Here is a 24,753-nt window from a genome sequence, read left to right as displayed (position 1 = left end):
CGCGGGGCCGCGTTCGCAGCGGCGCCGGCAGGGCCTGCCGACACGCTCGACCGACGACGCGCACCCGCGCGTCGCATGCGCATTTTTTCCTCAATTTTTCCGATCCGCGGCCGTTATACCGGGAGTCACGCAACCCGGCGGCCGCAGCGCGGCCGGCTCATCAGGATCGCGCATGTCCAACACACTCATGAACCTCGGCGTCAGCGGCCTCAATGCCGCGCTCTGGGGCCTCACGACGACCGGCCAGAACATCAGCAACGCCGCGACGCCCGGCTATTCGGTCGAGCGCCCGGTCTATGCCGAGGCGAGCGGCCAGTACACGTCTAGCGGCTACATGCCGCAGGGCGTGAACACCGTCACCGTGCAGCGGCAGTACAGCCAGTACCTGAGCGACCAGCTGAACAGCGCGCAGTCGCAGGGCGGCTCGCTGTCGACGTGGTATTCGCTCGTCGCGCAGCTGAACAATTACGTCGGCAGCCCGACGGCCGGCATCTCGACCGCGATCACCGGCTATTTCACCGGCCTGCAGAACGTCGCGAACAGCGCCGCCGATCCGTCGGTGCGGCAGACCGCGGTCAGCAATGCGCAGGTCCTTGCGAACCAGCTCAACGCGGCCGGCCAGCAGTACGACGCGCTGCGCCAGAGCGTGAATACGCAGCTCACCAGCGCGGTGTCGCAGATCAACACGTACACCAAGCAGATCGCGCAGTTGAACCAGCAGATCTCGGCGGCGAGCAGCCAGGGGCAGCCGCCGAACCAGCTGATGGACCAGCGCGACCTCGCGGTGTCGAACCTGTCGAGCCTCGCCGGCGTGCAGGTGGTGCGCAACGACAGCGGCTACAGCGTGTTCCTCGCGGGCGGCCAGCCGCTCGTCCTCGCCGACAAGAGTTACCAGCTTGCGACCGTCACGTCGTCGTCCGATCCGAGCGAGCTGACCGTCGTGTCGCAGGGGATCGCCGGCGCGAACCCGCCGGGGCCGAACCAGGCGCTGCCCGATTCGTCGCTGTCGGGCGGCACGCTCGGCGGCCTGCTCGCGTTCCGCAGCCAGACGCTCGACCCCGCGCAGGCGCAGCTCGGCGCGCTCGCGACCAGCTTCGCCGCGCAGGTCAACGGGCAGAACGCGCTCGGCGTCGACCTGGCGGGCAATCCGGGCGGCAACCTGTTCACGGTGGCGAACCCGACCGTCTATTCGAACCAGGGCAATACCGGCAACGCGGCGCTGTCCGTCTCGTTCGCCAACGCGTCGCAGCCGACGACGAGCGACTACACGCTGTCGTACGACGGTACCAACTACACGCTGACGGACCGCGCTTCCGGCGCGGTGGTCGACCAGAAAAGCGGACCGATGCCGGTTTCGCTCGGTGGAGCGACCGGGCTCAACTTCTCGATTGCATCGGGCACGATGAATGCCGGCGACCAGTTCACCGTGCTGCCGACGCGCGGCGCGCTGACGGGCTTCGGCCTCGCGACGACGAGCGGCTCGGCGATCGCGGCCGCGTCGCCGGTCGTCACGTCGGCGTCGAGCACCAACATCGGCACCGGCGAGATCGCGCTGAGCGGGGTGACCTCCGGCTATCAGGTGCCGTCGACCAAGCTGACCTACGACGCGGCGACGAAGTCGCTGTCGGGCTTCCCGGTCGGCACCACGGTGACGATCCCGGGCACGCCGCCGACGTCGGTGACGATCAGCAATCCGACCGACTCCGTGCCGTACGACCCGTCGAGCGGCGCGGCGATGACGATGTCGGGCACGGCCGCCGGGGCACTGAACGGCGTGACCGTCACGCTGTCGGGCACGCCGTCGGACGGCGATTCGTTCACGATCGGGCCGTACGCGGGCGGCACGAGCGACGGCAGCAACGCGCTCGCGCTGTCGCGGCTCGTCAACGCGAAGACCCTCGGCGGCGGCACGACGACGATCACGGGCGCCTACGCGAACTACGTGAACAACATCGGCAACGCGGCAAGCCAGCTCAAGTCGTCGAGTACCGCACAGACGGCGCTGGTCGGCCAGATCACCTCCGCGCAGCAGTCGGTGTCGGGCGTGAACCAGAACGAGGAAGCCGCGAACCTGATGCAGTACCAGCAGCTCTACCAGGCCAACGCGAAGGTGATCCAGACGGCGGCTTCGCTGTTCCAGACCGTGCTGGGCCTGTTCAGCTGACCGGATTCGAGAGGATAGAAACGATGCGGATTTCCACGACCCAGTTCTACCAGCTGAACGTCGGCCAGATGAACGATCAGCAGGCCCAGCTCGCGCAGCTCTACCAGCAGATCTCGAGCGGCGTGAGCCTGGCGACGCCGGCCGACAACCCGTTGGGCGCGGCGCAGGCCGTGCAGCTGTCGATGACGTCGGCCACGCTGTCGCAGTACGCGGCGAACCAGAGCACGGCGCTCGCGTCGCTGCAGGCCGAGGACCAGACGCTGCAGAGCGTCGGCAACGTACTCGGCAGCGTCCAGTCGACGATCGTGCGCGCCGGCGACGGTTCGCTCGCCGACAACAACCGCGCGGCGCTCGCGGCGCAGCTCGAGGGCTACCGCGACCAGCTGGTGTCGCTCGCGAACTCGACCGACGGCGCGGGCAACTACCTGTTCGCCGGCTACCAGAATTCGACGGCGCCGTTCACGAAGGACGCCGCCGGCAGCATCAGCTATGTCGGCGATACGGGCACGCGCACCGTACAGATCGACGATTCGCGCAGCGTGCCGCAGGGCGACTCGGGCCTCTCGGTGTTCATGTCGGTGCAGGCGCTGGGCAACTCGCCCGTCCAGGCGGCCGGCGCGGCGAACACCGGCACGGCCACCATCGGCAACGTCACGGTGACGGATCCGTCGGCTGCGACCAACGGCCATCAGTTCACGATCACCTTCGGCGGCACGGCGGCCGCGCCGACCTACACGGTGACCGACAACTCGATTTCGCCCCCGACGCCCGGGCCCGCGCAGGCCTATACGTCGGGCACCGCGATCGCGCTCGGCAACGGGATGAAGGTCGCCGTGTCGGGCACGCCGTCGCCCACCGACACCTTTTCGGTCACGCCCGCGCCGCAGGCGAGCGGGGTCGACGTGTTCTCGACGCTCGATTCGATGATCACGGCGTTGAAGACGCCCGTCGCCGGCAATCCGACGGCGACCGCCGCGCTGTCGAACACGCTGAGCACGGCCGCGACGAAGATCGGCAACACGATGCGCAACGTCACGACCGTGCTGGCGTCGGTCGGCGGCCGCGAGCAGGAGGTCAAGGCGATGCAGACCGTCAACCAGACCGCGGCGCTGCAGACGACCAGCAACCTGTCGGACCTGACGAGCGCCAACATGGTCACGACCATCAGCCAGTACCTGCAGGTGCAGAACGCGCTGAGCGGCGCGCAGAAGGCCTACGCGCAGCTGCAGAACATGTCGCTGTTCCAGTACATCAATCCGTGATCCCCGTGGCGTCCGCTGCGATGTGAGCGCCCGCTTACATCGTGCGGTGCGCCGGCCGACCGCCGCCGATGCGGTCGCGCCGCTCCGATGCCCGCCCGGCAGGCGCGGCCGTCGCATTGGCGGTTCGTGCTTGCCAGCCCCATTTCCGCTCCGTAAACTCGCGCCAGATTCCAGACCGGCGCACCGTCCGCAGCCGGCGTTCGACAGGAGCCCTTTTTCCCATGTCCGATTCCTACTTCCCGCGCTGGCGGGAGCAATCGACCGGCGCGGCGTCGCGCGTGGTCGGCCCCGACGAACGCCTCGCATGGCCGCAGATGATCGCGATGGGCGTGCAGCACGTCGTCGCGATGTTCGGCTCGACCGTGCTCGCGCCGCTGCTGATGGGCTTCGACCCGAACCTGTGCATCTTCATGTCGGGCATCGGCACGCTGCTGTTCTTCGTGCTGGTCGGCGGCCGCGTGCCGAGCTATCTCGGCTCGAGCTTCGCGTTCATCGGCCTCGTGATCGCGGTGACCGGCTACGGCGGCAGCGGCCCGAACCCGAACATCCCGGTCGCGCTCGGCGGGATCATCGCGTGCGGCGTCGTGTACGTCGCGCTCGGTGCGCTGGTGCAGGCGATCGGCACGCGCTGGATCGAGACGCTGATGCCGCCCGTCGTCACCGGCGCGGTGGTCGCGGTGATCGGGCTGAACCTTGCGCCGATCGCGGTCAAGGGCGTGTCGGCCTCGACCTTCGACTCGGTGATGGCGCTCGTCACGGTGCTGTGCGTCGGCGGCGTCGCGGTGTTCGCGCGCGGGATGATGCAGCGTCTCCTGATCCTCGTCGGGCTCGTGATCGCCTACGTGATCTATGCGATCGCGACCAACGGCATGGCGCTCGGCAAGCCGATCGACTTCGCGGTCGTCGCGCATGCCGCGTGGTTCGGCGTGCCGACCTTCCGCGCGCCGGTGTTCGATTCGCATGCGATGCTGATGCTCGCGCCGATCGCGGTGATCCTGGTCGCCGAGAACCTCGGGCACATCAAGGCTGTGAGCGCGATGACGGGCCACAACCTCGACCGCTACGTCGGCCGTGCGTTCATCGGCGACGGGCTCGCGACGATCGTGTCGGGCAGCGTCGGCGGCACGGGCGTCACGACCTATGCGGAGAACATCGGCGTGATGGCCGTCACGCGGATCTACTCGACGCTCGTGTTCGTCGTCGCCGCGCTGATCGCGATCGTGCTCGGTTTCTCGCCGAAATTCGGTGCGGTGATCCAGACGATTCCGGGCCCGGTGCTCGGCGGCGTGTCGATCGTCGTATTCGGGTTGATCGCGGTGACGGGCGCGCGGATCTGGGTCGTCAACAAGGTCGACTTCTCCGACAACCGCAACCTGATCGTCGCGGCCGTCACGCTGGTGCTCGGCGCCGGCGACTTCTCGCTGAAGATCGGCGGTTTCGGGCTCGGCGGGATCGGCACCGCGACGTTCGGCGCGATCATCCTTTACGCGATCCTGCGCAAGGAAAAGGAACCGGGCCCGGTGGTGTGAGCCGCGGCGCGGATCGTGGCCGCGGGCACCTGCGAATCGGGCGTCACGGGTTCGGGTGCACCGAAAACGTGAGTGGCCATGCAAAGGTCCCGTCCTTCGCCTTCGGCGCGAACACGAAACGATAGGTCAGCGTGAAGGTCGTGTTCAGCGCCGTATAGGGTACGGCGATCGTGCCGCCCGTCCCCGGTAGCACGACCTTGCCGCCCAAGCCGCTGATCTCGATCGAGCTGAACTGCGACTGGCTGGCGGCCGCAACCTGCACCAGCACCGTGTACCCTGCCCGGTCGTTGGTCTGGATCGCGAGCGTCGTCCCGGCGGGGTTGCTGACGTTCGGCACGGCCACGTAGCCGATGCTCGTGTCCTTGTTCGCGATCACGAGCTTGGCCGGATTGGTCGCATTGACCCGCGCATACGCCTGGACCGTCGTACCGACCTGCACCGATCGGCTGGACTGCTTCGCATCGCTATGGCCCGGCGCCGCGCCGAGCAGCGCGATCGACAGCGCGACCGCGGCGCCAACCAGCCGGCGTGCGCGGCGGGCGGCCCGCTGCGGGCCGAGAGACGCAGCGCGGGTCCGTCCGCACCGGTCGCACCGCGATGCGGCGGCGTTCGCTGTCTCGGTTCGATTCATGGTATGTCCCCGTTGTCCGAGTCCGTGATGGCGACCGGTGGCGGTACGCGCCAGGCCTGCGCCGCCACCGCATCTAGTAGTTGAACAGGATCGTGATGTTGTGGTCCGCGTATCCGCCCGGCACGACGTTCTGGCCGCCGCGGATCAGCCCGTACACGGTCGCGCTGAAGGCCCCGGCGCCGGTGATCTTGCCCCACGAAATCGCCGACGTGCCGCTCGTGCCGTCACCCCAGATCGACGTGTGTGCGCTGTCGAGATACAGGTTGTAGCCGAGCGTCTGGGTCGCGCCGGTGCGCGTCATCAGGCGGTTCGCGAAGGTGCCGCCGCCCGCGCTCGCCGTGACCGTCGGCGTGGCGTTGCCGCTGCCGGTGCAGTTGATCGAGATCGTGACGGCCGAGGTGGCGGCGTTGATCGTGTCGTACGTGCCGAACACCATCGACGACGGCGCATTCATCGTGCACGTCGTCGCCGCGCGCACGGGCAGTGCGACCAGCGCGGCCGCACCGGCCGCGAGCGCCGCGGCGGCGCCGAAGCGCGCGAGCCGGACCGGCCGCCCGCCATGCTTGCGATGTCTCATGGTGTGACTCCCTTGCAAAGATGGGTGCCCAGGTCCGGCAGCGGGTCGTCGCCGGCGGGAAAGCGCACGGTCACGTCGCACTGTCGGTCGCGCCACGTCGCATGCAGACGGTTTTGCTCCGACAGTCCGGTGACGTAGACGACGCCGTCGCGGCCGACCGGAAATGTTTCGTTCCGCCCTGCGATCGTGACGGTCGCGCCGGCCGGCAGATGCGCGCCGTTCTCGAGATCGAGCGTCAGCATCGCGCCGCGCGAACGCGTAATCGGAAACTCGAGCGCCATGCCGCTGCGGAAGTAGGGCACCGCGTCGAGCTTCAGCGTGCCGATCGTCGCGTCGAACGGCAGGTCGGCCTGCTCGATCGAGATCGGGTTGCTTTCGTACGCGCGCAGCCGCGGCAGCAGCGCGACGCCGCTGGCGTCGGTGTGTGCGACGAGCTGGTTGTCCGCGAGGATGCCGACGTTGGCGAAGCCCGGTACCTTGACGAGCGCGAAGCTGTCCGTGAGTTGCCGTGACAGGCGTGCCGTGCCGTCGACGAAAGCGATGCCGCCCGCCGCGTTGGCGCGTACGCCGGCCCGGCCGCGATAGGACGCCGCCTCGACGCTGTAGGTGCCGGTGCGCGTTTGCAGCGTCGCACTCGCATCCTGTGTGTCGTTGCCTGCCTGCAGCGAATAGCCGAATCCTTCGCCGACCGGCAGGCTGCGCTGCAGTTGCGCGAGCATTTCGGTGGCACCCTGCTGGTGCGTCAGCGTGACGGACGCGCTCGTGCGGTTGTCGACCGGTATCGTCCACGCAACGCCGACGAGCGTCGCGCCCGTGCCGCCCAGCGGCTTGCTGACGCTGACGTTGGCGAAGCCGAAGCGGCCGAGCTGGGCGCTGTAGCTGAGCGACAGCAACTGGGTCTTGTAGCCGCCGCGATTGTCGAGGAACACATGCGCGAGCCCGAGCGAGCCGAAGCGGCCCATCCCGACGCCGACGTTGACGCTCGTCAGCAGCTTCGGCGCGAGCGTGCCCGGCTCGAGTCCGACCTGCGCGAAATGCGGCGTGGCCCATTGCGCGTGCGCGCCGAACTCGACGAGGCCGGACTGGCTTTCGATGCCGATCGTCGCGAGCGCGCCCGGGCCGTCGGCGCTGCGGCTCGCGGCGGCGGACGCGTTGACGACGCCGAGCGGCCCGGCCAGCACCACGCCGCCGACGCCGAGGTTCTGCCGGGACGCTTCGGCTTCGGCGTGGATCTCGCCGGTGAACCGGTCGGTCATGCCGATCCGGTGCGTCGCGCTGGCGAACCATCGCCCGTAGTCGTTGCTCGCCAGGCCGAAATCCCGCCGCTCCTTGCCGACCTCATACGAGAAGTCCTGCATGCCTTGCTTGAGGAGATTGGCGCTTGCATAGAACGATTGGGTGATCACCTGCTCGCGGCCCATGACGTCGCGCACCACCACCCGCACGTCGCCCTGGCCGGTCACCACCGGCACGTTGTTGATCGCGAACGGGCCGGGCGCGACGTCGCGCGACGAAGTCAGCGCGTTGTTGACGTAGACGTCGACGGTCGACGGCAGCACGGCCTGACCGCTCACGCCCTGCAGCGGAATTGTCACGAGCCCGGGCTGCGTCGCGAAATTGGTCGCGTACTGAATGCCGCCGAAGCGGATCGCGCGGCCCCACATGCCGGGGCGGCTGATCGCGTCGCCGATGCGCAGGCTGGCGAGCTTGCCGGGGAGATCGGTCGTCCAGGTGGTTTCGAGGCGCGTCAGCCGCCGGGTCGGGCCCGATTCGTCCGCGAGGAACGTGCCGACGCCGACGCCGAAGCGGTTGAAGAAGCCGAGCTCGAACAGGCCCGAGCCGTGCGTCTGGCCACCCGCCTGCTCCGCGAGCAGGTCGTAGTTGAAGAAGCCGCCGATGCCCGGTTCGACCGCGGGCGCGCGGTGCCTGTCGGTCTCGTCGAAGGTCGAGCGGGTGAACGCTTGTGCGGGGGCGCTGATCGCCATCGTCAGGCTTGGCTCGTCGACGGTGTACGTGAGTCCCGCGATTGCTTTGAGCGGATAGAACGGCGCGTCGCTCCCGGCCAGCGGCGGGACGTCCGGCTGCCGGAGCCGCCAGCGTTTCAGGTCGTCGGCCGACACGTAGAATTCGCCGTCGGCCGCCTTGATCAGCAGCGCGGTTTCATCGAGCCCCTGTCGGTTGATGTCGACTTGATACAGCAGCTCGGCCGGGCCGCCCGCTGCGCCATGCGACGCAGGCGCAGCCGGTACCGCGACGAGGCGTTCTTCCGCGAGTGTCATCTGCGCGTTCATGAGGATCGCGATCAGAAGCGCCGCGTTAGCGCGCGCTCGGCGCGACCGTCGAATCGATGTCGCCCGCATCGGAGTAGCCGACCAGATGCAACCCGGAAACTACGGCCGGCGAGGCTCCGGCGCCGGGTTTGAACATCAGTTCCCGCGACTGGCCCGGCAGGACGTACGCGAATTCCGCATGCGTGGCGACGGGGCGGTCGTTGCCCGGCGCGAACAGCGCGAGGTTCGCGACCTGCGCATGCGCGGTGCCGTCGTTGGTGACGCGCAGTGCGAGCATGCCGGCACCGCCCGGTCGCGGCTCCGCGCTCCAGTGCAGTCGCGGGGCGGTGTCGGTGGCCGGCTTGACGAAGATCGGCAGGCTCATTTCCAGCGCGATCTGCACGCCGGCGAAGCCCGGCTTCGGCGCGGGCGGAATCTCTTGCAGATAGAGCCGGTAGCCGGTTTCCCGATCAGCGGCCGGCGGGTGCCGCAGGCCGATGCGCACGACTTGCGAACCGCCGGGCGCGATCGTGAAGATGGGCGGGGCGGCAATCAGGTCGCCGGTGGACGCGTAGACGTCATCCCCCGCGTTCTGCGACCACGCAGCGGTGCGCAGCTGAACGATCACGGGCTGGTCGGACGACTCGTTCCTGACCATGAGCGCGACGCTCCGTTGCGCGGCGGAGAGCTCGACGCGAACGGGAGACACGGTGAAGTCGGTCGCCTGGCTGTCGGCGCATGCGGCGGCGAGCGTCACGGCCGCGATCCAGGTCGCGAGTTTGCACACGTTCGGTTTCATGACAGATCCACCTTCAGGAGATTCGCGTCGGCACGCGCGGCGGCCGCGGGTCGGGAGGGCGCGCAGGCGGGATGCGGCGAGCCCTCCGCTCGGCACTAAAACGTCACGGTGACCGTCACCGTGTCGGCGTAGCTGCCCGGCACCGCATTGGGCTGATCGGGCACCTTGCCGTAGACCGTCTTGGTGATCGCCTGGGCCATCGCCATGCCCGCACCCGTGCCGTTGACGGTGTCGGTCGGCGGCGTGTTGCCCCAGACGACCGTACGGTTCGAATCCTGGTACAGCGAGTAGTTGAGCTGATTCGAGCCGCTCGTCATGATGCGGTTGGTCACGGTGGCGCCGGACGTGGTGCCCGCATTCAGGCCAATGTTGAAATTCGTGCCATTCGTGCAGCGGACCGTGACCGCCGACTGCGCGGTCTGATCGCCGGTGCCCGGCGTATAGGCCGGGAAGGTCAGTGCGCCCGCCGAGTCGATCAGGCAGGTTGCGTTGACCGTGGCGGACACGCCGAACGTCGTGCTGGCTTGTCCGGCCGATACCGCGACGGTCACGCAAGCAAGCGATGCGGCAAGCGCCGCCTTGGTCAGTAAGGATTGCTTCATGATGCATTTCTCCCTTGAAAGCTGGAATGTGCAGCCGGTGTGACGAGAGGGTCATTCGGGACGGGGTCTCGATCGTCCGGATGCGCGATGGGTCTTCCGGGTGCGTCGGAGTCGGATCGCTTGCTGGGCGGGCACCTCCTTTGTGTCGGTATGCAGAGTCGGACCGGCGCGGTGCTCGGGCACGAGCACCCTGGCTGCGCCGCCGCGGGCGTACGACTTCTATCGCGGCCGTCGCCGCCCGCGCGCGGGTCTGCGCGCAGGCGAGCGCCGGCGGCAATGGCCGTGCGAACGGCACGGATTGTCGTGGCGCGCACGCGCCAGGCAGGCAGCTTTCCGGGATTCGCCTATCGAATCGGGGCGTCGTGACGTCGGGTGACGGCGCGGATCGAATGGGCGCACCGGGCGTCGACGGGGCGAAGTCGCGCCGCCGGCATCAGCCGATGCGTAACAGGAGGAGTGAGGCTGGACAGCAGCCGTATGACGGCCGATATGAGTTTCGACATGATTTCCCCGACCCGCTTATTGAGTGTGTGTGTGCCTGCATCGAGCCGCTCGCCCGTGCAGTCGTTGTTGTCTGCACGGCAGCATCAGCAAGCAGCGGGCCAGCGCGCGGACTGCGGCGTGGACAGGGGCTGAGCGGGTACGACATGGCGGTTGTGCGACGTTGCGGACGCGAAAATGTTTCAGGCGTGAAACGCGGGTGGCGGGGCCGGTCGGCGGCGCATCAAGCCTGGTGCGCAATGACGGGAATGACGGGGGAATTGCGGTGCCGCGCGATGGCGATTCTGCTGGGGAAACGCACGCGGCGCGTGCGGATCGGTTTCATCCGTGCAACGCGTGCGGGGCGGGAGGCGGCGTGTCGCTGCCGTTTCGATCTCGTGCCGGGTGCGTGTCGCGTCATGCGTTGGTATTCGACTGCCCCTGCAGCCATGCGCAGAACTGCGCGACGAGCGGATCGTCGGCCGGCGCGCCGGGCGCGATCCACCAGTAGCTGCGCGTCGCGATGCGCGGTCCGTCGAGCGGCATCACCAGCCGGCCGCTCGCGAGTTCGTCGTCGATCAGCGGCAGCGGGCCGAGCGCGACACCCAGCCCGTCGACGGCCGCCTGCAGCGCCAGGTAGAAGTGGTCGAACGACTGCCGCTTGCGCCCCTTCATCGTCACGCCGGCCGCCGCGAACCAGTCGCGCCAGCCTTCCGGCCGCGTATCCGAATGCAGCAGCACGTGCCGCACGAGATCGTCCGCGCGGGTAATCGGCGCGCGCTTGAGCAGCGCGGGGCTGCAGACGGGGATCACGCTTTCGTCGAGGAAGTGGCCGCTCGTGCAGTTCGGCCAGTGGCCGGGGCCGCGGCGGATCGCGACGTCGAAGCCGTCGAGCGTGTCGAGCGGCGCATTCGAAGTCGACAGCTTCAGCTCGACGTTCGGCACGTCACGCTGGAATCGCGACAGGCGCGGCAGCAGCCATTTCATCGCGAAGGTCGGCAGCGCATTGATGCGCAGCACGCGCGCGGCACCGGTGTTGCGCAGCTGCTCGGTGGCGAGCGCGATGCTGTCGAACGCGGCGCGCACGGTGTCCAGATAGCGGCGGCCTTCGTCGGTGAGCTTCACGCGCTTGCCGTAGCGGTGGAACACCGGCTTGCCGAGCCATGCCTCGAACCCGGCGATCTGCCGGCTGATGGCACCGTGAGTCACATGCAGCTCGTCGCCGGCAGCGCTGAAGCTTTCATGTCGTGCCGCCGCTTCAAAGGCCCGAAGCGCGGAGAAGGGCGGGAGATCACGTGCCATGCTTGTGATTCTAGATCACAAGGACGCGTCGATAAAATCGTTTTGCCGGCCTCCTGAACGGCGGTAACCTCGGGGCATCGTTTGTGAGGACCCCCATGCAATCCGTTTCTCCGCCGCCCGCCGCGTCCGCACGCCGGGTCGGCCTCGCCGAGCTGTTCACCGGCTTCCTGTCGCTCGGCCTGATGTCGTTCGGCGGCGCGCTGCCGTTTGCGCGGCGCACCATCGTCGACGAGCGCAAATGGCTGTCCGCCGAAGAATTCACCGATCTGCTCGGGCTGTGTCAGTTCCTGCCGGGCGGCAACGTGATCAACCTGTCGGTCGCCGTCGGCATGCGCTTTCGCGGCGTCGCGGGCGCATTCGCCGGCATTCTCGGGCTGATCGCCGGGCCGACGCTGGTCGTCGTCGCGCTCGGCGTGCTGTATGCGAAGACGCAGGGCGATCCGCGCGTGCAGCACCTGTTCGGCGGGCTCGCCGCCGCGGCCGCGGGCCTGCTCGTCGCGATGGCGGTGAAGGTCGTGAAGCCGCTGCGGCACGCGCCGCGCGCGGCGGCCGGCGTCGCGGCGCTCGCGTTCGTCGCGATTGCGGTGCTGCGCCTGCCGCTGCTGACGACGATGCTGGTGCTGACGCCCGTCAGCATCTGGCTCGCGTCGCGGCGCCGCGATACGCCGGCAGCGCAGCGCACCAGCGCGCGCGACGGAGGCCGGTCATGAACGACACGCTGATCGCAATCGCGACGATCTTCAGCCAGCTGTCGCTGCTCGCGTTCGGCGGCGGCAACACGATCCTGCCGGAGATGCAGCGGCAGGTGGTCGACGTGCATCACTGGATGAGCGCGCACGAGTTCACCGCACTGTTCGCGCTCGCGCAGGCGGCACCGGGGCCGAACATGATGATCGTGTCGCTGGTCGGCTGGCATGTGGCGGGCTGGGCGGGGCTGCTGGTCGCGTCGATCGCGAAATTCGGGCCGTCGTCGGTTGTCACCGTGCTGGCGCTGCATGCGTGGGAGCGCTTTCGTGACCGGCCGTGGCGCCGCTACGTGCAGCAGGGGCTGATGCCGGTCACGGCCGGGCTGGTCGCGGCCAGCGCGGTGCTGATTTCGGCGGCATCGAATCGCACCGCGATCCAGTGGGGTATCACCGCCGCGTGCGCGGTGCTTGCGTGGCGTACCCGCATCCACCCGCTGTGGCTGCTCGCGGCCGGCGCGCTGATCGGGCTCACCGGCATCGGCCAGTGAACCGGGGGCAGTGAAGTGGCCGGCGAGGTGGCCGGCGAGGTGGCCGGTATACTCGGCCGGTCTTTCGGCGCGGCCATCCGCGACGGTGGTGCGTGCCGGCACCGTGCGACCGGATGCTCGCCCGACGCCGAGCATGATATTGGCGCGGCCCGCGAGCCTGCGCCAGGGCCGCGCCGAAGCCGCGGCGTCCTGCGCCCGCCGGCACCGATGAACCTGGCGCCGCCTGCCGCGTGCAGCCGGGCGACGCGCCACACGGGAGGAGCGATGGATCTCGACGGCGCCAGCCGCAACCTCACTGTCGCCGCACTGCTGACGCTGTCCGGCGGCTACCTCGACGCCTACACGTATGTCGGCCACGGCCACGTGTTCGCGAACACGATGACGGGCAACGTCGCGCTGCTCGGCATCAACCTGTCGGCGGGCGAATGGGCGGCCGCGCTGCATCACGTGCCGCCGCTCGGCGGCTTCGTGGTCGCGGTGTTCGTCGCGCACCTGCTCGGTCTCGCCGCGCAACGCGGCTGGATGCGCCACACGGCGTTCGCGAGCCTGATCGTCGAGATCGCGTTTCTCGGCATCGCCGCGAGCGGGCTCGTCGGCGCGTCGAGCGCGTGGCTGATCCCGGGCATCTCGTTCGTCGCGACGCTGCAGACGCTGTCGTTCACCCATCTCGAGGCGCTGTCCTACACGTCGGTGATGACGACCGGCAACCTGCGGCGCGCCGCGCAGAAGCTGTTCATCGGGCTGATTCCGCGCTACGACGCGGGCGCGCTGCACGACTCGGCACTGCTCGCGACGATCAGCTTCTGCTTCCTGGCCGGCGCGGTGGTCGGCGGCCTCGTGACGCGGCTCGTGCCGGACCTTGCGCTGTGGGGCGCCGTGCTGCTGCTCGCCGGTGCGTTCGCGGAGATCGTGCGGCGGGCGTGGCGGCGTGCGGGCGATGACCGTGACGGCGGCGGCAGGGCGGGCGACGTCGGTAGCAATGGCAGCAACGCCAGCACTCCCGACGGCGGGACGCCGAGGCCGGCCGCCTGACGCGTGCAGAGGGCCGAGGGCCGGCCGCCGCCGCGCGGCTTGCCCACCAGCGCGTGACCGAATTACCGCGTGACGGATTGACCGATTCATACCGTCACCGACCCGCAGTTACACCCGAATGCAAACCGGTTGCCCCGGCCGCATCCGATACCGTCGATCGGCGCCACTGCCGACCCTCCGTGGACCGTGCCACCTCCGCCCGCCGCGCGACGAACCGCGTCGCCCACATCCGCCCGATCCTTACAGCACCGACCCGCTTTCGGCGCTCGATTCGCCCCGGGTCGGCGCCGCGAGAGGCAAGCCTGGCGCGGGAAACGTTGTTCCCGGGCGACAATCGCGCGTGACCACGCATTTCAATTTCTTTCAGGGCGCGCACTGGTCTTATGATTCAGCCCACATCGCGCGCGCCAAGAACGTTCGCGATCGCCACCCGGTTGCGCACGCGGCCGGCCATGAATGGAGACACCTACAAACAGGAAAGCTCATGAAGCAGACCATCCGACTCGCAGCCATCGCAGGGGGCGCGGCCCTGGCCTTCGCCAGCCAGTACGCAGCAGCACAAAGCTCGGTCACGCTGTGGGGCGTCGCCGACGTCAGCGTCCGGTACCTGACCAACGCGAACGCCAAGAACGACGGCCTGGTGTCGATGACCAACGGCGCGATCACCAACAGCCGCTTCGGCATCTACGGCACGGAAGACCTTGGCGGCGGCCTGAAGGCCCTGTTCAACCTCGAAAGCGGCGTGAACCTGCAGAACGGCGCATTCGCCGACAGCGGCCGCCTGTTCAACCGCGCAGCGTACGTCGGCCTGCAGAGCCCGTACGGCACGGTGACCCTCGGCCGCCAGAAGACCCCGCTGTTCGACCTGCTGTCGGACACCTACGATCCGCTGACGGTCGGCAACTACCTCGAAAACGCGTGGCTGCCGGTCGCGCTGGGTGGCGGCCTGTATGCGGACAACCAGATCAAGTACACCGGCAAGTTCGCGGGCCTGACCGCGAAGGCGATGTACTCGACGGGCACCAACTACGAATCGACCGGCGCGGGCGGCTTCTCGGGCCAGATCCCGGGCTCGCTCGGCAAGGGCAATGCCTGGGGCGTGTCGCTGTCGTACGTGATGGGGCCGCTCAGCATCGCGGCCGGCGCGCAGCAGAACAGCGACAACTCCGCACGCAAGCAGACCATCTACCACGCGAACGTCGTGTACGCGTTCAGCAAGGCGAAGGTCTACGCGGGCTACCTGCGCTCGAAGGACGACACCGGTTTCGTCGACAGCCTGCTCGCGCAGCAGTCGATTCCGGTCGCGAAGGGTACCGGCCGGATCGACGACGGTCCGTTCGCGGGCGTGAGCTGGCAGGTCAGCACGCCGCTGACGCTGACGGGCGCGTTCTACTACGACCACATGCGCAACGCGATGACCACCAACGGCACGCTCGCGAGCGGCAACCGCTACGCGATCGTCGGCATCGCCGAATACGCGCTCAGCAAGCGCACGGAAGTTTACGGCACCGTCGACTTCAACAAGACGAACGGCGCGGCGAACGTCGAGCTGCCGGGTCGCAGCAACCAGACCGGCATCGCGATCGGCCTGCGCAATATCTTCTGACGAACGTCGGCACGCGTGCGCCGGCCTTGGCTCGGCACACATCGAAGAGGCTCCCGCGGGAGCCTCTTTTTTTTCGTCACGCGACCTTCATGCGCGCGGCCGACTATTCAGCGATCGCTCCATCAGGAAAGGCCCGACCGTAAGGGTTCCGTCGGCATGACAGAACATACTTTGACAGTGCGCGCCCGGTGTTTCCGCTACGCTGCGTGCATGGTCCGCCGTGTGCCGCAATGGACACGCGCGGGCGTCGTTCCGGAGTGCGCGTCGTGCACGGCCGGCCTGGTGCGTAACTTGTGTATCCGGTGATGACAGACACGGTCTGCCGGTTTTTTTTCGTGGGACGATGCGCTCACGATTTTCTTGAAAGGGGATGACGATGGGTATCCTGAACACCGTGGGTGAAATCGCTGGCGCAGTGGCAGCCGTCGAGGCGGCCGAGAAGGTCGATCCGGATGCGGGCCTGCTGACCAAGGCGGCGGCAGCCGTCGCCGGCTTCAAGGGCGCCGAGGCGATCGAAGGCATGCTCGAGAAGAAGGACGAGCAGCCGCAGCAGGCTGACGACACGCAGGCGACGGACGGCAGCGACACGTCGCAGGCCTGAGCATGGCGGCTGGTCCCGCCGCGGGTGCGCCGTTCGCGCGCCCGGGCGGACCGGTGCCGCGCGGCCGGCAGGCCGGGCATGTGGTCGATCGGTGACGCATGGCACACCCGGCAGCTGGTTTGACCGGCGAGAGGCGACGTCTCTCGCCGTTTTTTATGGGGCGCGTGTGCTGCGGCGCCACGTCCCGCACGAATTCCGGAATCTTGCTATCGTGCCGTCATCCGAACTGCGATGAGGGCTTGCGATGGATTTCGACTACGACCTGTTCGTCATCGGGGCCGGCTCCGGCGGCGTGAGGCTCGCCCGGATGTCGGCGTCATACGGTGCACGCGTCGGCATAGCGGAACAGGAGCAGATCGGCGGCACCTGCGTGCTGCGCGGCTGCATCCCGAAGAAGCTGCTCGTCTACGCATCGCACTATCCGCACGAGCTCGAGGACGCGCAGGGCTTCGGCTGGCGCTTCGGCGCCGGCACGCTCGACTGGTCCGCGCTGATCGCCGCGAAGGATCGCGAGATCAACCGGCTCAGCGACATCTACATCAACCTGCTGCGGCAATCGGGCGTCGACATGCACGCGGGGCGCGCGACGCTGGTCGACGCGCATACGGTCGCGATCGGCGACCGCACGATCCGCGCGCGCCACATCGCGATCGCGACCGGCTCGCGGCCGGCGCTGCCGCACCGTCCCGGCATCGAGCATGCGATCACGTCGCGCGAGGCGTTGTCGCTCGGGACGTGCCCCAAGCGCATCGCGGTGGTCGGCGGCGGTTATATCGCGGTCGAGTTCGCGGGCATCTTCAACGGCTTCGGCAGCCACGTCGACCTGTTCTATCGCGGCGAGAAGATCCTGCGCGGCTTCGACGACGACGTGCGGCAATTCCTGACCGACGAGATGACGAAGCAGGGCGTCACGATCCACGCGCGCGCGGTGGTCGAGTCGATCGAGCGCGCGGACGACGGCACGCTGTCCGTGCGTGTCGGCGATGCGCGGCACGGGCCGTACGACGCGGTGCTCTATGCGACCGGCCGCGTGCCGAACGTGGACGGGCTCGGGCTCGAACAGGCGGGCGTCATGCGCGACGCACGCGGCGCGATCGCCGTCGATGCGTATTCGGCGACGTCGGTGCCTTCGATCCATGCGATCGGCGACGTCACGTCGCGGCCGCAGCTCACGCCGGTGGCGACACGCGACGGCGGGCTGCTTGCGCGGACGCTGTTCGGCGGGTCGCGCGTCGCGGCCGATCATGAATGGGTGCCGTCGGCCGTGTTCAGCCAGCCCGAGGTCGCGACGGTCGGCCTGACCGAGGCCGATGCGCGTCGCGTGCACGCCGACCTCGACATCTACCGCACGTCCTTCAAGGCATTGCGCCACACGCTGTCGGGCCGCGACGAGCGCACGATGATGAAGCTCGTCGTCGCGCGCGACAGCCAGCGCGTGATCGGCGCGCACATGGTCGGCCGCGATGCGGGCGAGATCATCCAGGGCATCGCGATCGCGATTCGCGCGGGCGCGACGAAGGCGCAGTTCGACGACACGATCGGCATCCACCCGACCGCGGCCGAGGAATTCGTGACGATGCGGCAGAAGGTGGCGGACTAGCGGGAACCGGCACGCCGGCTTGCAGCCGGCGTGTGTTTCGGCGTATCGCATGCGGCCCCGCCCGGCGCTCCGGTTTTCGGCTCCGAAATGCCGCGCGGTTTTCACCGCTTATTCCCGGAATATCGGCAATGCGAACCGGCCGTACCCGCAATATGTGCCGCTATTTTCAGATAGGCGATCGATTGGTCGTTAAAGCAGCGGGTGCGCTGTCCATTCCCGCTCATTCTCCGTTTGCATGTGGCTAATCGTTGATTTGACGGGGATTGTTAAAATCGTTAATTCTTCTCAATTCATGCCGTCTCGATAATCAGGCTTGATATGATCGCCCAAAATCATATTCATACACGGGGCCGATCATGCGCGATCAACAGCGCGGTAACCACGATGACGACATAACCGGCACACGCCGGGCTGTCGATCATTGCGCCGCTCGTGCGCGTCCTGCCGCAACACGTCCGTTGTGCGCGCTTTCCCGTCGAATGCCGCCATCGCCTCTCCGGCGATGAATTCGCGCGCGTCCACGCGCGCTCCCGCCGTTTGCATCACCGCATCGACCGCCGGTTCGTCAGCGAGCCGGCGCGCCCGTTCCGGGCCATCTTTTCACGCAAGGAGACCAGCAGTGAACATTCAGACACGACGCACCGTTCTCGTGGCGGCGGCGCTCGTCGCGGCGCTGTCCGGCTGCGCGACCGAATCGTCGCGCACGCTCGACGTGCCGGCCGTGAGCAGCGCGCAGAAGCCGTACGCGGGCAAGCCCGTCGCGATCGCGGTCGGCAAGTTCGACAACCGTTCGAGCTACATGCGCGGCATTTTCTCGGACGGCATCGACCGCCTCGGCGGACAGGCGAAGACGATCCTCGTCACGCGCCTGCAGCAGAGCCGCCGCTTCAACGTGCTCGATCGCGAGAACCTCGACGAGATCAAGCAGGAAGCCGGCTTCATGAAGAAGGCGCAGGCCGTGAAGGGCGCGAACTACGTCGTGACCGGCGACGTGACCGAGTTCGGCCGCAAGGACGTCGGCGATCACCAGCTGTTCGGCATTCTCGGCCGCGGCAAGACGCAGGTCGCGTATGCGAAGGTCAGCCTCAACATCGTCGACACGACGACGTCGGAAGTCGTCGCGTCGAGCCAGGGCGCGGGCGAGTTCAGCCTGTCGAACCGCGAAGTGATCGGTTTCGGCGGGACGGCCGGCTACGACTCGACGCTTAACGGCAAGGTGCTGGACCTCGCGATCCAGGAAGCCGTGAACCATCTCGTCGACCAGGTCGACGCCGGCACGCTGAAGGTGCCGCAGTAAGTGCCGTGCGCGACACGTGCGCGACGAATCATCCTTCAACCAGAAGAGACAAGACCATGAAACGGGGAATCTGGCTGCCGGCGACGGCAGTTGCAGTGCTGCTCGCGGGCTGCGCGGCGCCGACCACGCCGCCGCTCTATCAGTGGAACGGCTATCAGCCGCAGGTGTACGAATACTTCAAGGGGCAGAGCTCGCCGCAGCAGCAGATCGACGCGCTCGAGAAGGCGCTGCAGGAAGTCCGCGCGAAGGGCAACAAGCCGCCGCCCGGCTTCCATGCGCATCTGGGGATGCTCTATGCGAGCGTCGGCAACGAACAGCAGGCCGGGCAGGAATTCCAGGCCGAGAAGGCGCTCTTTCCGGAATCCGCGTCGTACATGGATTTCCTGATGAAGAAGAAACGTGGCGACACGAAGGCCACGAATCCGTCGGCCGCCGGCCAGACGATCGCCGGCCAGAAGAATGCCGATCCGATTCCTGTCAAACAGTGACGTGCGTGCCATGATCAAGACACTTTCATTCAAGCTGCTGTCCGTGCTGTCGATCGTCGCGCTGCTGAGCGCATGCGCGCAGCCCGTCAAACGGCCCGACTACACGGCCTTCAAGAAGAGCCAGCCGCGCTCGATCCTCGTGCTGCCGCCGGTCAACGAGACGACCGATGTCGGCGCGACCTACGGGGTGCTGTCGCAGATGACGCAGCCGCTGGCCGAGTCGGGCTACTACGTGGTGCCCGTCGCGGTGATGGACGAGACGTTCAAGCAGAACGGCCTCGCGAACGCGGCCGAGATCCAGGGCACGTCGCCGGCGAAGCTGCGCGAGATCTTCGGCGCGGATGCAGCGCTCTACTCGAAGATCACGCAATACGGCTCCGTCTACCAGGTGGTGGACAGCACGACGGTGGTCGCGGCGTCGGCGAAGCTCGTCGACCTGAAGAGCGGCGACGTGCTGTGGCAGGGCGAGGGTCGTGCGACCGGCAAGGAAGTCGGCAACAACATGAGCGTCAATGCATTCGGGGTCGTCGGGATGCTGGTGCAGGCGGCCGTCAAGCAGGTCGCGCATTCGCTGACCGACGAGGCGCACGACGTGGCCGGGTTGACCAGCAGCAGGCTGTTGTCTGCGGGACCGCCGAACGGGCTGCTGTACGGGCCGCGGTCGCCGAAGTACGGGACCGACTGACCGATGCGGAGGCGGCGGCGTGTCGGGCGGGCAAGGTCGCCAGCCTGTCGTGCCGCCGCCGCGACAATCGATGCAACGGCCGCGCGTGCGCGGCCGTTTTGCATCGCGGGCGCCGGCATGCGTCGTGCGCGGCGTGCTACCGCTCAGTGCACGCCGAACGCGTCGAGCATCCGGTACCAGCTCATCGCGAGCACCAGCGCCGGCGTGCGCAGCGTCGCGCCGCCCGGGAAGTCGCGATGGCGGATCCTGTCGAACAGGTCGAAGCGGCTCGCCTGTCCGTCGATCGCCTCGGCGATCAGCTTGCCCGCGAGCGCGGTCGTGTTCACGCCGTGCCCCGAGAATCCCTGCGCGAAGTACATCGTCGGCGCGACACGGCCGAAGTGCGGCGCGCGGTTCATCGTGATGTCGACGAAGCCGCCCCATGCATAGTCGACCTTCACGTCCGCGAGCTGCGGGAACGTCTTCAGCATGTCCGCACGCATTGCCGCCGCGAGATCGCGCGGCTGCCGCGTCGAATAGCTGACCTTGCCGCCCCACACGAGCCGCGTGTCGGGCGCCGGCCGGAAATAATCGAGCACGAAGCGGCTGTCGCAGATCGCCGCGCGCGCGGGCATCAGCGCGGCGGCGCGCGCTTCGCCGAGCGGCTCGGTCGCGATCACGTAGGTGCCGACCGGCATGATCTTCTTCGACAGCGCGGGCGCGAGCGTGCCGACGTAGGTGTTGCATGCGAGCACGACGAAGCGTGCCCGCACCTGTCCCTGGCCGGTTTCGACGACGTGGCCGCCCGAGACGTCGCGCACGCGGGTCACGCAGCTGTCCTCGTGGATGCGCACGCCCGCGTCGGTCGCCGCACGCGCGAGGCCGAGCGTGTAGTTGAGCGGATGCAGGTGGCCGCTGTCCGGGTCGTACAGGCCGCCGCAATAGCGCGCCGACTGCACGTAGTCGCCGAGTTCGTCGGCTTCGACGAAGTGGAAACGGTCGTAGCCGAAGCGCTTCGCGGCCTCGTCGCGCCAGCGCTTGAGCGAATCGGCATCGCGCTCGGTGTTCGCGGCGGTCAGGTAGCCGGGCACCAGCGCGCAGTCGATGTCGTGCCGTGCGATCCGCGACTTCACGAGCGACAGCGTCTCGAGCCCCATGTCCCAGATCCGCTTCACGTCGCCTTCGGGCATGAAGTTGCCGAACGTATCGATGTCGCACGCAAAGCCGCCGATCAACTGGCCGCCGTTGCGCCCGCTCGCCGCCCATCCGACCCGCGACGCCTCGAGCACGGTCACCGAATGGCCACGCTCGGCGAGGTTGAGCGCGGCGGACAGGCCCGTGAGGCCCGCACCGATCACGCACACGTCGGCGTCGGTCGTGCCGGCGAGCGGCGCGTGGCGGGTCGTATCGTTGGCGGTCGCTGCGTAGTACGACGCGACATGCGGCTGGTTGGCGAATGTCTGCATGGTCAGTAGAACGGAGAAAGGAGGGGCTCAGAACAGCTCGCGCACGCGGTGGTACAGCATCCCGAGTTCGAGCGCCGGCTGCCGCCATGCGTCGCCGCCGGGAAAGCGCCGGTGGCGCAGCCGTGCGAACAGGTCGAATGCGCGCGTGTCGCCCGCGATCGCGGCGGCGATCGTGCGCCCGGCGATCCCGGTCAGCGCGACGCCGTGCCCGCTGAAGCCCTGGACGTAGAAGAAGTTCGGATCGAGCGCGCCGAAGTCCGGCGCGCGGTTGCGCGTGACGTCGACGAAGCCGCCCCACGCGTGGTCGACACGCACGTCGGCGAGTTGCGGGAACACGCCGACCATGCGCTGCCGGATCGTTTCGGCGAGCGTGTCGGGCGAGGCGCCGGCCGAGTTCGCGCGGCCGCCGAACAGCATCCGGTGGTCGGCCGACAGCCGGAAGTAGTCGAGGAAGAAGTTGTTGTCGCACACGGCTTCGCGCTGCGCGATCAGCGCGTCGGCGCGCGCGCGGCCGAGCGGTTCGGTCGCGATGATGTACGACGCGATCGGCGCGATGCGCGCGGCGGTCGCGGCGGGCAGGATGCCGCCGGGGCCCGCGTTGCAGCACGACACGACGAAGCGGCAGCGCACTTCGCCCGACGGCGTGCGCACGACCGGCCGTGCGCCGCGCACGACGTCGAGCGCGGGGGTATGCGCATGGAGCGCGACGCCTTCGCGGCGCGCGGCCTCGGCGAGGCCGAGGCAATACTTGAGCGGATGCAGGTGGCCCGACAGCGGATCGTAGACGCCTGCCAGATAACGGGACGATGCGATCCGCGCGCGAATCTCGCCGGTATCGAGCCACGCCAGCGACGGATGACCCCAGCGCGACGTCGCGGCATCCATCCACGCGTGCAGGTCGTCGATGCGGCGCGGCTTCGTCGCGACCGTCAGGTAGCCGCGCGTGAAGTCGCAGTCGATCCCGTAGCGTGCGATCCGCTCGGCGATCAGCGCGACGCCGTCGAGCGACAGCGACCACGCGGCGCGCGCGCCGCCGGCGCCGAGCTGCCGCTCGATCACCTCGTCCTTCGCGAAGCCCGTGATCGCCTGGCCGCCGTTGCGGCCCGACGCGCCCCAGCCGGGGCGGTGCGCGTCGATCACGGCGACCGACAGCCCGCGTGCGCGGCAGTCGAGCGCCGTCGACAGGCCCGCGAAGCCCGCGCCGATCACGCACACGTCGACGTCGATCGCATCGTCGAGCACAGGGTCGTCGACCTCGGGGCGCGTGGCGGTTGCTTCGTAGTACGAGTCGCGCGCGAGCGCATCGGCGCGCTGGGTGAAAGACTGCGTCATCAAACCGACTCCGTCGAAGACGGCCGGCGCCGGTGCGCGCTGCACCGCCATCCGGCCGGGTGAAACGGCGCGGGACGCCATGCTTGCGGCACGGCGTCCCGCGCGGCCAGCATCAGAACGAATAGATGAACTGCGTCGCGAGCAGGTCGTTGGACTTGCCGTACGAACCGTCGTTGCGCAGGAACACCTTGTTGTTCGCCCAGTCGTGCCGGTATTCGACCTTCACGGTGATCTGCTGGGTCGGATAGAACAGCAGGTCGAGCGCGACGTCCTGACGGATCGCACCCTTGCAGTCGAAACCGAGGCCGCCGTTCGCCTTCGACGTCGCGAGGCAGTCCGCATCGACGCCGAAACCGTTGGACGGATCCATCCCGTTGCCGTTCAGCGCGATGCCGCCGCCGCCGCCGCCGTTCTTGCTGTTCACGAGCGCATCGTAGCGCAGCGTCACGCCCATGCGGCCGACCACCGGCGCGTTGAACTTGCGGTGTGCGAGCAGCGACAGGCCGTACCACTGCGCCAGCCCGCCGTTGTACGCCGCATGCTGCTGCTGGCCGTAGTCGACCTCGGCGTTGTACTGGATGTCCGCGAGCGTGTAGGTCGCATCGACTTCGCCGAAGAAGAACGCGCCGTACGCATTCGGCGCGGCGCCGCCCGGGCCGTAGTGCACGTTGCCGTTCGAGTCGATCGCGCTCGCCAGCGTCTGCCGCCCGATGTTGACCGAGCCGCCGATGTCGAGTGCGCTGGACCACGTGTAGTCCGCACGTGCGGTGAAGGTCGGCACCTTGTTGCTGGTCGTGATCGGATCGCCGAGTGCGTTGGTGCCCGTCGTCGTGACCGAACCGTAGGTGCGGTACTGCTCGTTGCCGACGAAGAACTTCCACGCCCAGTTGCCCTTCGTGTAGTTCGCGCCCGCGCCGACGTAGCTGCCCGGATCGGAGAAGTCGTACAGCAGGTTGTGCGTGAGCGTGAGCATCTGGTTCGACTGCTGCACCTCGTAGCCGCCGAAGCTCGGGATCAGGCCGGCAACGAGCGTGGTCTCGGCGGTGATCGGCACGTTGACGACCGCGGTGTTCAGCAGGTTGTCGGTGATCGAGCCGCGCGAGTTCTGCAGCAGCGTGATGCCGTTGCCGCGGTTCGGCATCAGCGTGATCTCGGCCGACGGTGCCATCGGCCCGACGCCGAAGGTCTTCTTGATGTCGAGGTAGAGGTCACCGAACGTGCTGTTGAAATAGTTGTACGCGTTCTCGTGGTTCGCGAACAGGAACGACGACGTGCCGGGCGCGCGGTTGTAGATGTAGGTCGGGTCGATGTAGCCCGTCACCGACAGGCCCGCGAGCGGCCCGGTGTTGGCCGCGTCCGTCAGCGAGTCGACCTTCAGCTGCTGGTTCGCGATCTGCTGCTTCATTTCGCTGACTTCGTCGTTGGTCAGCGCGGCCTGGGCACGGCCGTAATCCGGCGAGGACGGATCGGCGGCCACGATGACCGGCTTGGTCGCGGCCGTCGCGCCGGCCTGGACCACCGGCGCGCCGCCGGGCTTCGCGGCGAGCTGTGCCTGCATGGCCTTCATCTGCTTCTGCAGCGCGGCGACCTGCGCCTGCAGCGCCTTGATCTCGGCGGAAGTCGAGTCGGCCAGCGCGATGCCCGGCAGCGCGCCGGCCACCAGCAGGCAGATCAGTTTCTTCTTCATTGCGGATTCTCCTTGTCGTGTGCCTGTCAATGTGCGATCGGTTTGCGCGCCGCATCGTGCGGCGCGCGGGTCTTGTTATCGAGGGATGGGGAAGAGGGGATTCAGGCCGCCGCGAACGCCGCCTTCATGT

The 24,753-nt window shown here is 68.3% G+C and carries 21 protein-coding genes; 12 read left to right on the top strand and 9 right to left on the bottom strand.

Annotation, left to right across the window (positions count from 1 at the left end; genetic code table 11):
- Window positions 1–172: 172 nt before the first annotated feature.
- The 3 genes from flgK to PI86_RS01030 all read left to right on the top strand — a co-directional run bounded on the left by flgK (window position 173) and on the right by PI86_RS01030 (window position 4,955).
- Complete coding sequence (flgK, locus tag PI86_RS01040) at window positions 173–2,164, top strand: flagellar hook-associated protein FlgK (protein ID WP_039317798.1); 1,992 nt, start codon at window positions 173–175, stop codon at window positions 2,162–2,164.
- A 23-nt stretch (window positions 2,165–2,187) separates the two neighbouring features.
- Entirely contained in the window at window positions 2,188–3,426 is a 1,239-nt protein-coding gene (gene flgL, locus PI86_RS01035) for a flagellar hook-associated protein FlgL (RefSeq protein ID WP_039317795.1), read from the top strand.
- Window positions 3,427–3,647: 221 nt separating this feature from the next.
- Entirely contained in the window at window positions 3,648–4,955 is a 1,308-nt protein-coding gene (locus tag PI86_RS01030) for a solute carrier family 23 protein (RefSeq protein ID WP_039317792.1), read from the top strand.
- Window positions 4,956–4,998: 43 nt separating this feature from the next.
- Here the strand turns inward: PI86_RS01030 and PI86_RS01025 are convergent, their stop codons facing one another.
- From PI86_RS01025 to PI86_RS01000, 6 genes are all read right to left on the bottom strand, one after another.
- Complete coding sequence (locus tag PI86_RS01025; RefSeq protein ID WP_082012095.1) at window positions 4,999–5,586, bottom strand: hypothetical protein; 588 nt, start codon at window positions 5,584–5,586, stop codon at window positions 4,999–5,001.
- Window positions 5,587–5,659: 73 nt separating this feature from the next.
- Entirely contained in the window at window positions 5,660–6,163 is a 504-nt protein-coding gene (locus tag PI86_RS15785) for a Csu type fimbrial protein (RefSeq protein ID WP_039317789.1), read from the bottom strand.
- Window positions 6,160–8,454 (bottom strand): fimbria/pilus outer membrane usher protein, encoded by a 2,295-nt coding sequence (locus PI86_RS01015; protein WP_152608015.1) that lies wholly within the window; start codon window positions 8,452–8,454, stop codon window positions 6,160–6,162. The genes PI86_RS15785 and PI86_RS01015 overlap by 4 nt, the downstream gene beginning before the upstream one ends.
- A 25-nt stretch (window positions 8,455–8,479) precedes the next feature.
- The gene (locus PI86_RS01010) at window positions 8,480–9,232 is read right to left on the bottom strand and encodes a fimbrial biogenesis chaperone (RefSeq protein ID WP_039317787.1); all 753 of its coding nucleotides are present in this window, start codon (window positions 9,230–9,232) and stop codon (window positions 8,480–8,482) included.
- A gap of 95 nt (window positions 9,233–9,327) precedes the next feature.
- A complete protein-coding gene (locus PI86_RS01005; protein WP_014895811.1) occupies window positions 9,328–9,834 on the bottom strand; it encodes a Csu type fimbrial protein in 507 nt (168 codons plus the stop codon).
- 897 nt (window positions 9,835–10,731) lie between these two features.
- A complete protein-coding gene (locus PI86_RS01000) occupies window positions 10,732–11,616 on the bottom strand; it encodes a transcriptional regulator GcvA (RefSeq protein ID WP_039317782.1) in 885 nt (294 codons plus the stop codon).
- Window positions 11,617–11,711: 95 nt separating this feature from the next.
- On the opposite strand from PI86_RS01000, the gene PI86_RS00995 reads away from it, so the two are divergent.
- From PI86_RS00995 to PI86_RS00955, 9 genes are all read left to right on the top strand, one after another.
- Window positions 11,712–12,326, top strand: coding sequence for a chromate transporter (locus tag PI86_RS00995; RefSeq protein WP_039317779.1), 615 nt, complete (start codon window positions 11,712–11,714; stop codon window positions 12,324–12,326).
- Window positions 12,323–12,850 (top strand): chromate transporter, encoded by a 528-nt coding sequence (locus PI86_RS00990; protein ID WP_039317776.1) that lies wholly within the window; start codon window positions 12,323–12,325, stop codon window positions 12,848–12,850. Before PI86_RS00995 ends, PI86_RS00990 begins: the two co-directional genes overlap by 4 nt.
- Before the next feature lie 264 nt (window positions 12,851–13,114).
- Complete coding sequence (locus tag PI86_RS00985) at window positions 13,115–13,882, top strand: YoaK family protein (RefSeq protein ID WP_039317773.1); 768 nt, start codon at window positions 13,115–13,117, stop codon at window positions 13,880–13,882.
- A gap of 484 nt (window positions 13,883–14,366) precedes the next feature.
- On the top strand, window positions 14,367–15,488 hold the full coding sequence (locus PI86_RS00980; RefSeq protein WP_039317770.1) for a porin: 1,122 nt from the start codon (window positions 14,367–14,369) through the stop codon (window positions 15,486–15,488).
- A gap of 376 nt (window positions 15,489–15,864) precedes the next feature.
- Entirely contained in the window at window positions 15,865–16,089 is a 225-nt protein-coding gene (locus PI86_RS00975) for a hypothetical protein (RefSeq protein WP_039318199.1), read from the top strand.
- Between the two features lie 244 nt (window positions 16,090–16,333).
- Window positions 16,334–17,689 carry a glutathione-disulfide reductase gene (gor, locus tag PI86_RS00970; RefSeq protein ID WP_039317767.1) on the top strand — a complete coding sequence of 452 codons (1,356 nt, stop codon included), beginning with the start codon at window positions 16,334–16,336 and terminating at the stop codon, window positions 17,687–17,689.
- A 625-nt stretch (window positions 17,690–18,314) separates the two neighbouring features.
- Complete coding sequence (locus PI86_RS00965) at window positions 18,315–18,986, top strand: CsgG/HfaB family protein (protein WP_200885173.1); 672 nt, start codon at window positions 18,315–18,317, stop codon at window positions 18,984–18,986.
- A 56-nt stretch (window positions 18,987–19,042) separates the two neighbouring features.
- Entirely contained in the window at window positions 19,043–19,474 is a 432-nt protein-coding gene (locus PI86_RS00960; RefSeq protein WP_039317762.1) for a DUF4810 domain-containing protein, read from the top strand.
- A gap of 10 nt (window positions 19,475–19,484) precedes the next feature.
- Window positions 19,485–20,159 (top strand): DUF799 domain-containing protein, encoded by a 675-nt coding sequence (locus tag PI86_RS00955; RefSeq protein ID WP_039317759.1) that lies wholly within the window; start codon window positions 19,485–19,487, stop codon window positions 20,157–20,159.
- A 143-nt stretch (window positions 20,160–20,302) separates the two neighbouring features.
- On the opposite strand, the gene PI86_RS00950 is transcribed toward PI86_RS00955, so the two are convergent.
- The 3 genes from PI86_RS00950 to PI86_RS00940 form a co-directional block, all read right to left on the bottom strand.
- Entirely contained in the window at window positions 20,303–21,604 is a 1,302-nt protein-coding gene (locus PI86_RS00950; protein ID WP_039317755.1) for an NAD(P)/FAD-dependent oxidoreductase, read from the bottom strand.
- Between the two features lie 27 nt (window positions 21,605–21,631).
- Window positions 21,632–22,936 carry an NAD(P)/FAD-dependent oxidoreductase gene (locus PI86_RS00945; RefSeq protein ID WP_039318195.1) on the bottom strand — a complete coding sequence of 435 codons (1,305 nt, stop codon included), beginning with the start codon at window positions 22,934–22,936 and terminating at the stop codon, window positions 21,632–21,634.
- A gap of 112 nt (window positions 22,937–23,048) precedes the next feature.
- The gene (locus PI86_RS00940) at window positions 23,049–24,623 is read right to left on the bottom strand and encodes a DUF3138 family protein (protein WP_039317753.1); all 1,575 of its coding nucleotides are present in this window, start codon (window positions 24,621–24,623) and stop codon (window positions 23,049–23,051) included.
- Window positions 24,624–24,753: the final 130 nt, after the last annotated feature.

Source organism: Burkholderia sp. A9 (assembly GCF_000801975.1).
The sequence above is the reverse complement of the archived record's forward strand: the minus strand, read 5'-3'. Positions and strand labels throughout refer to the sequence as shown.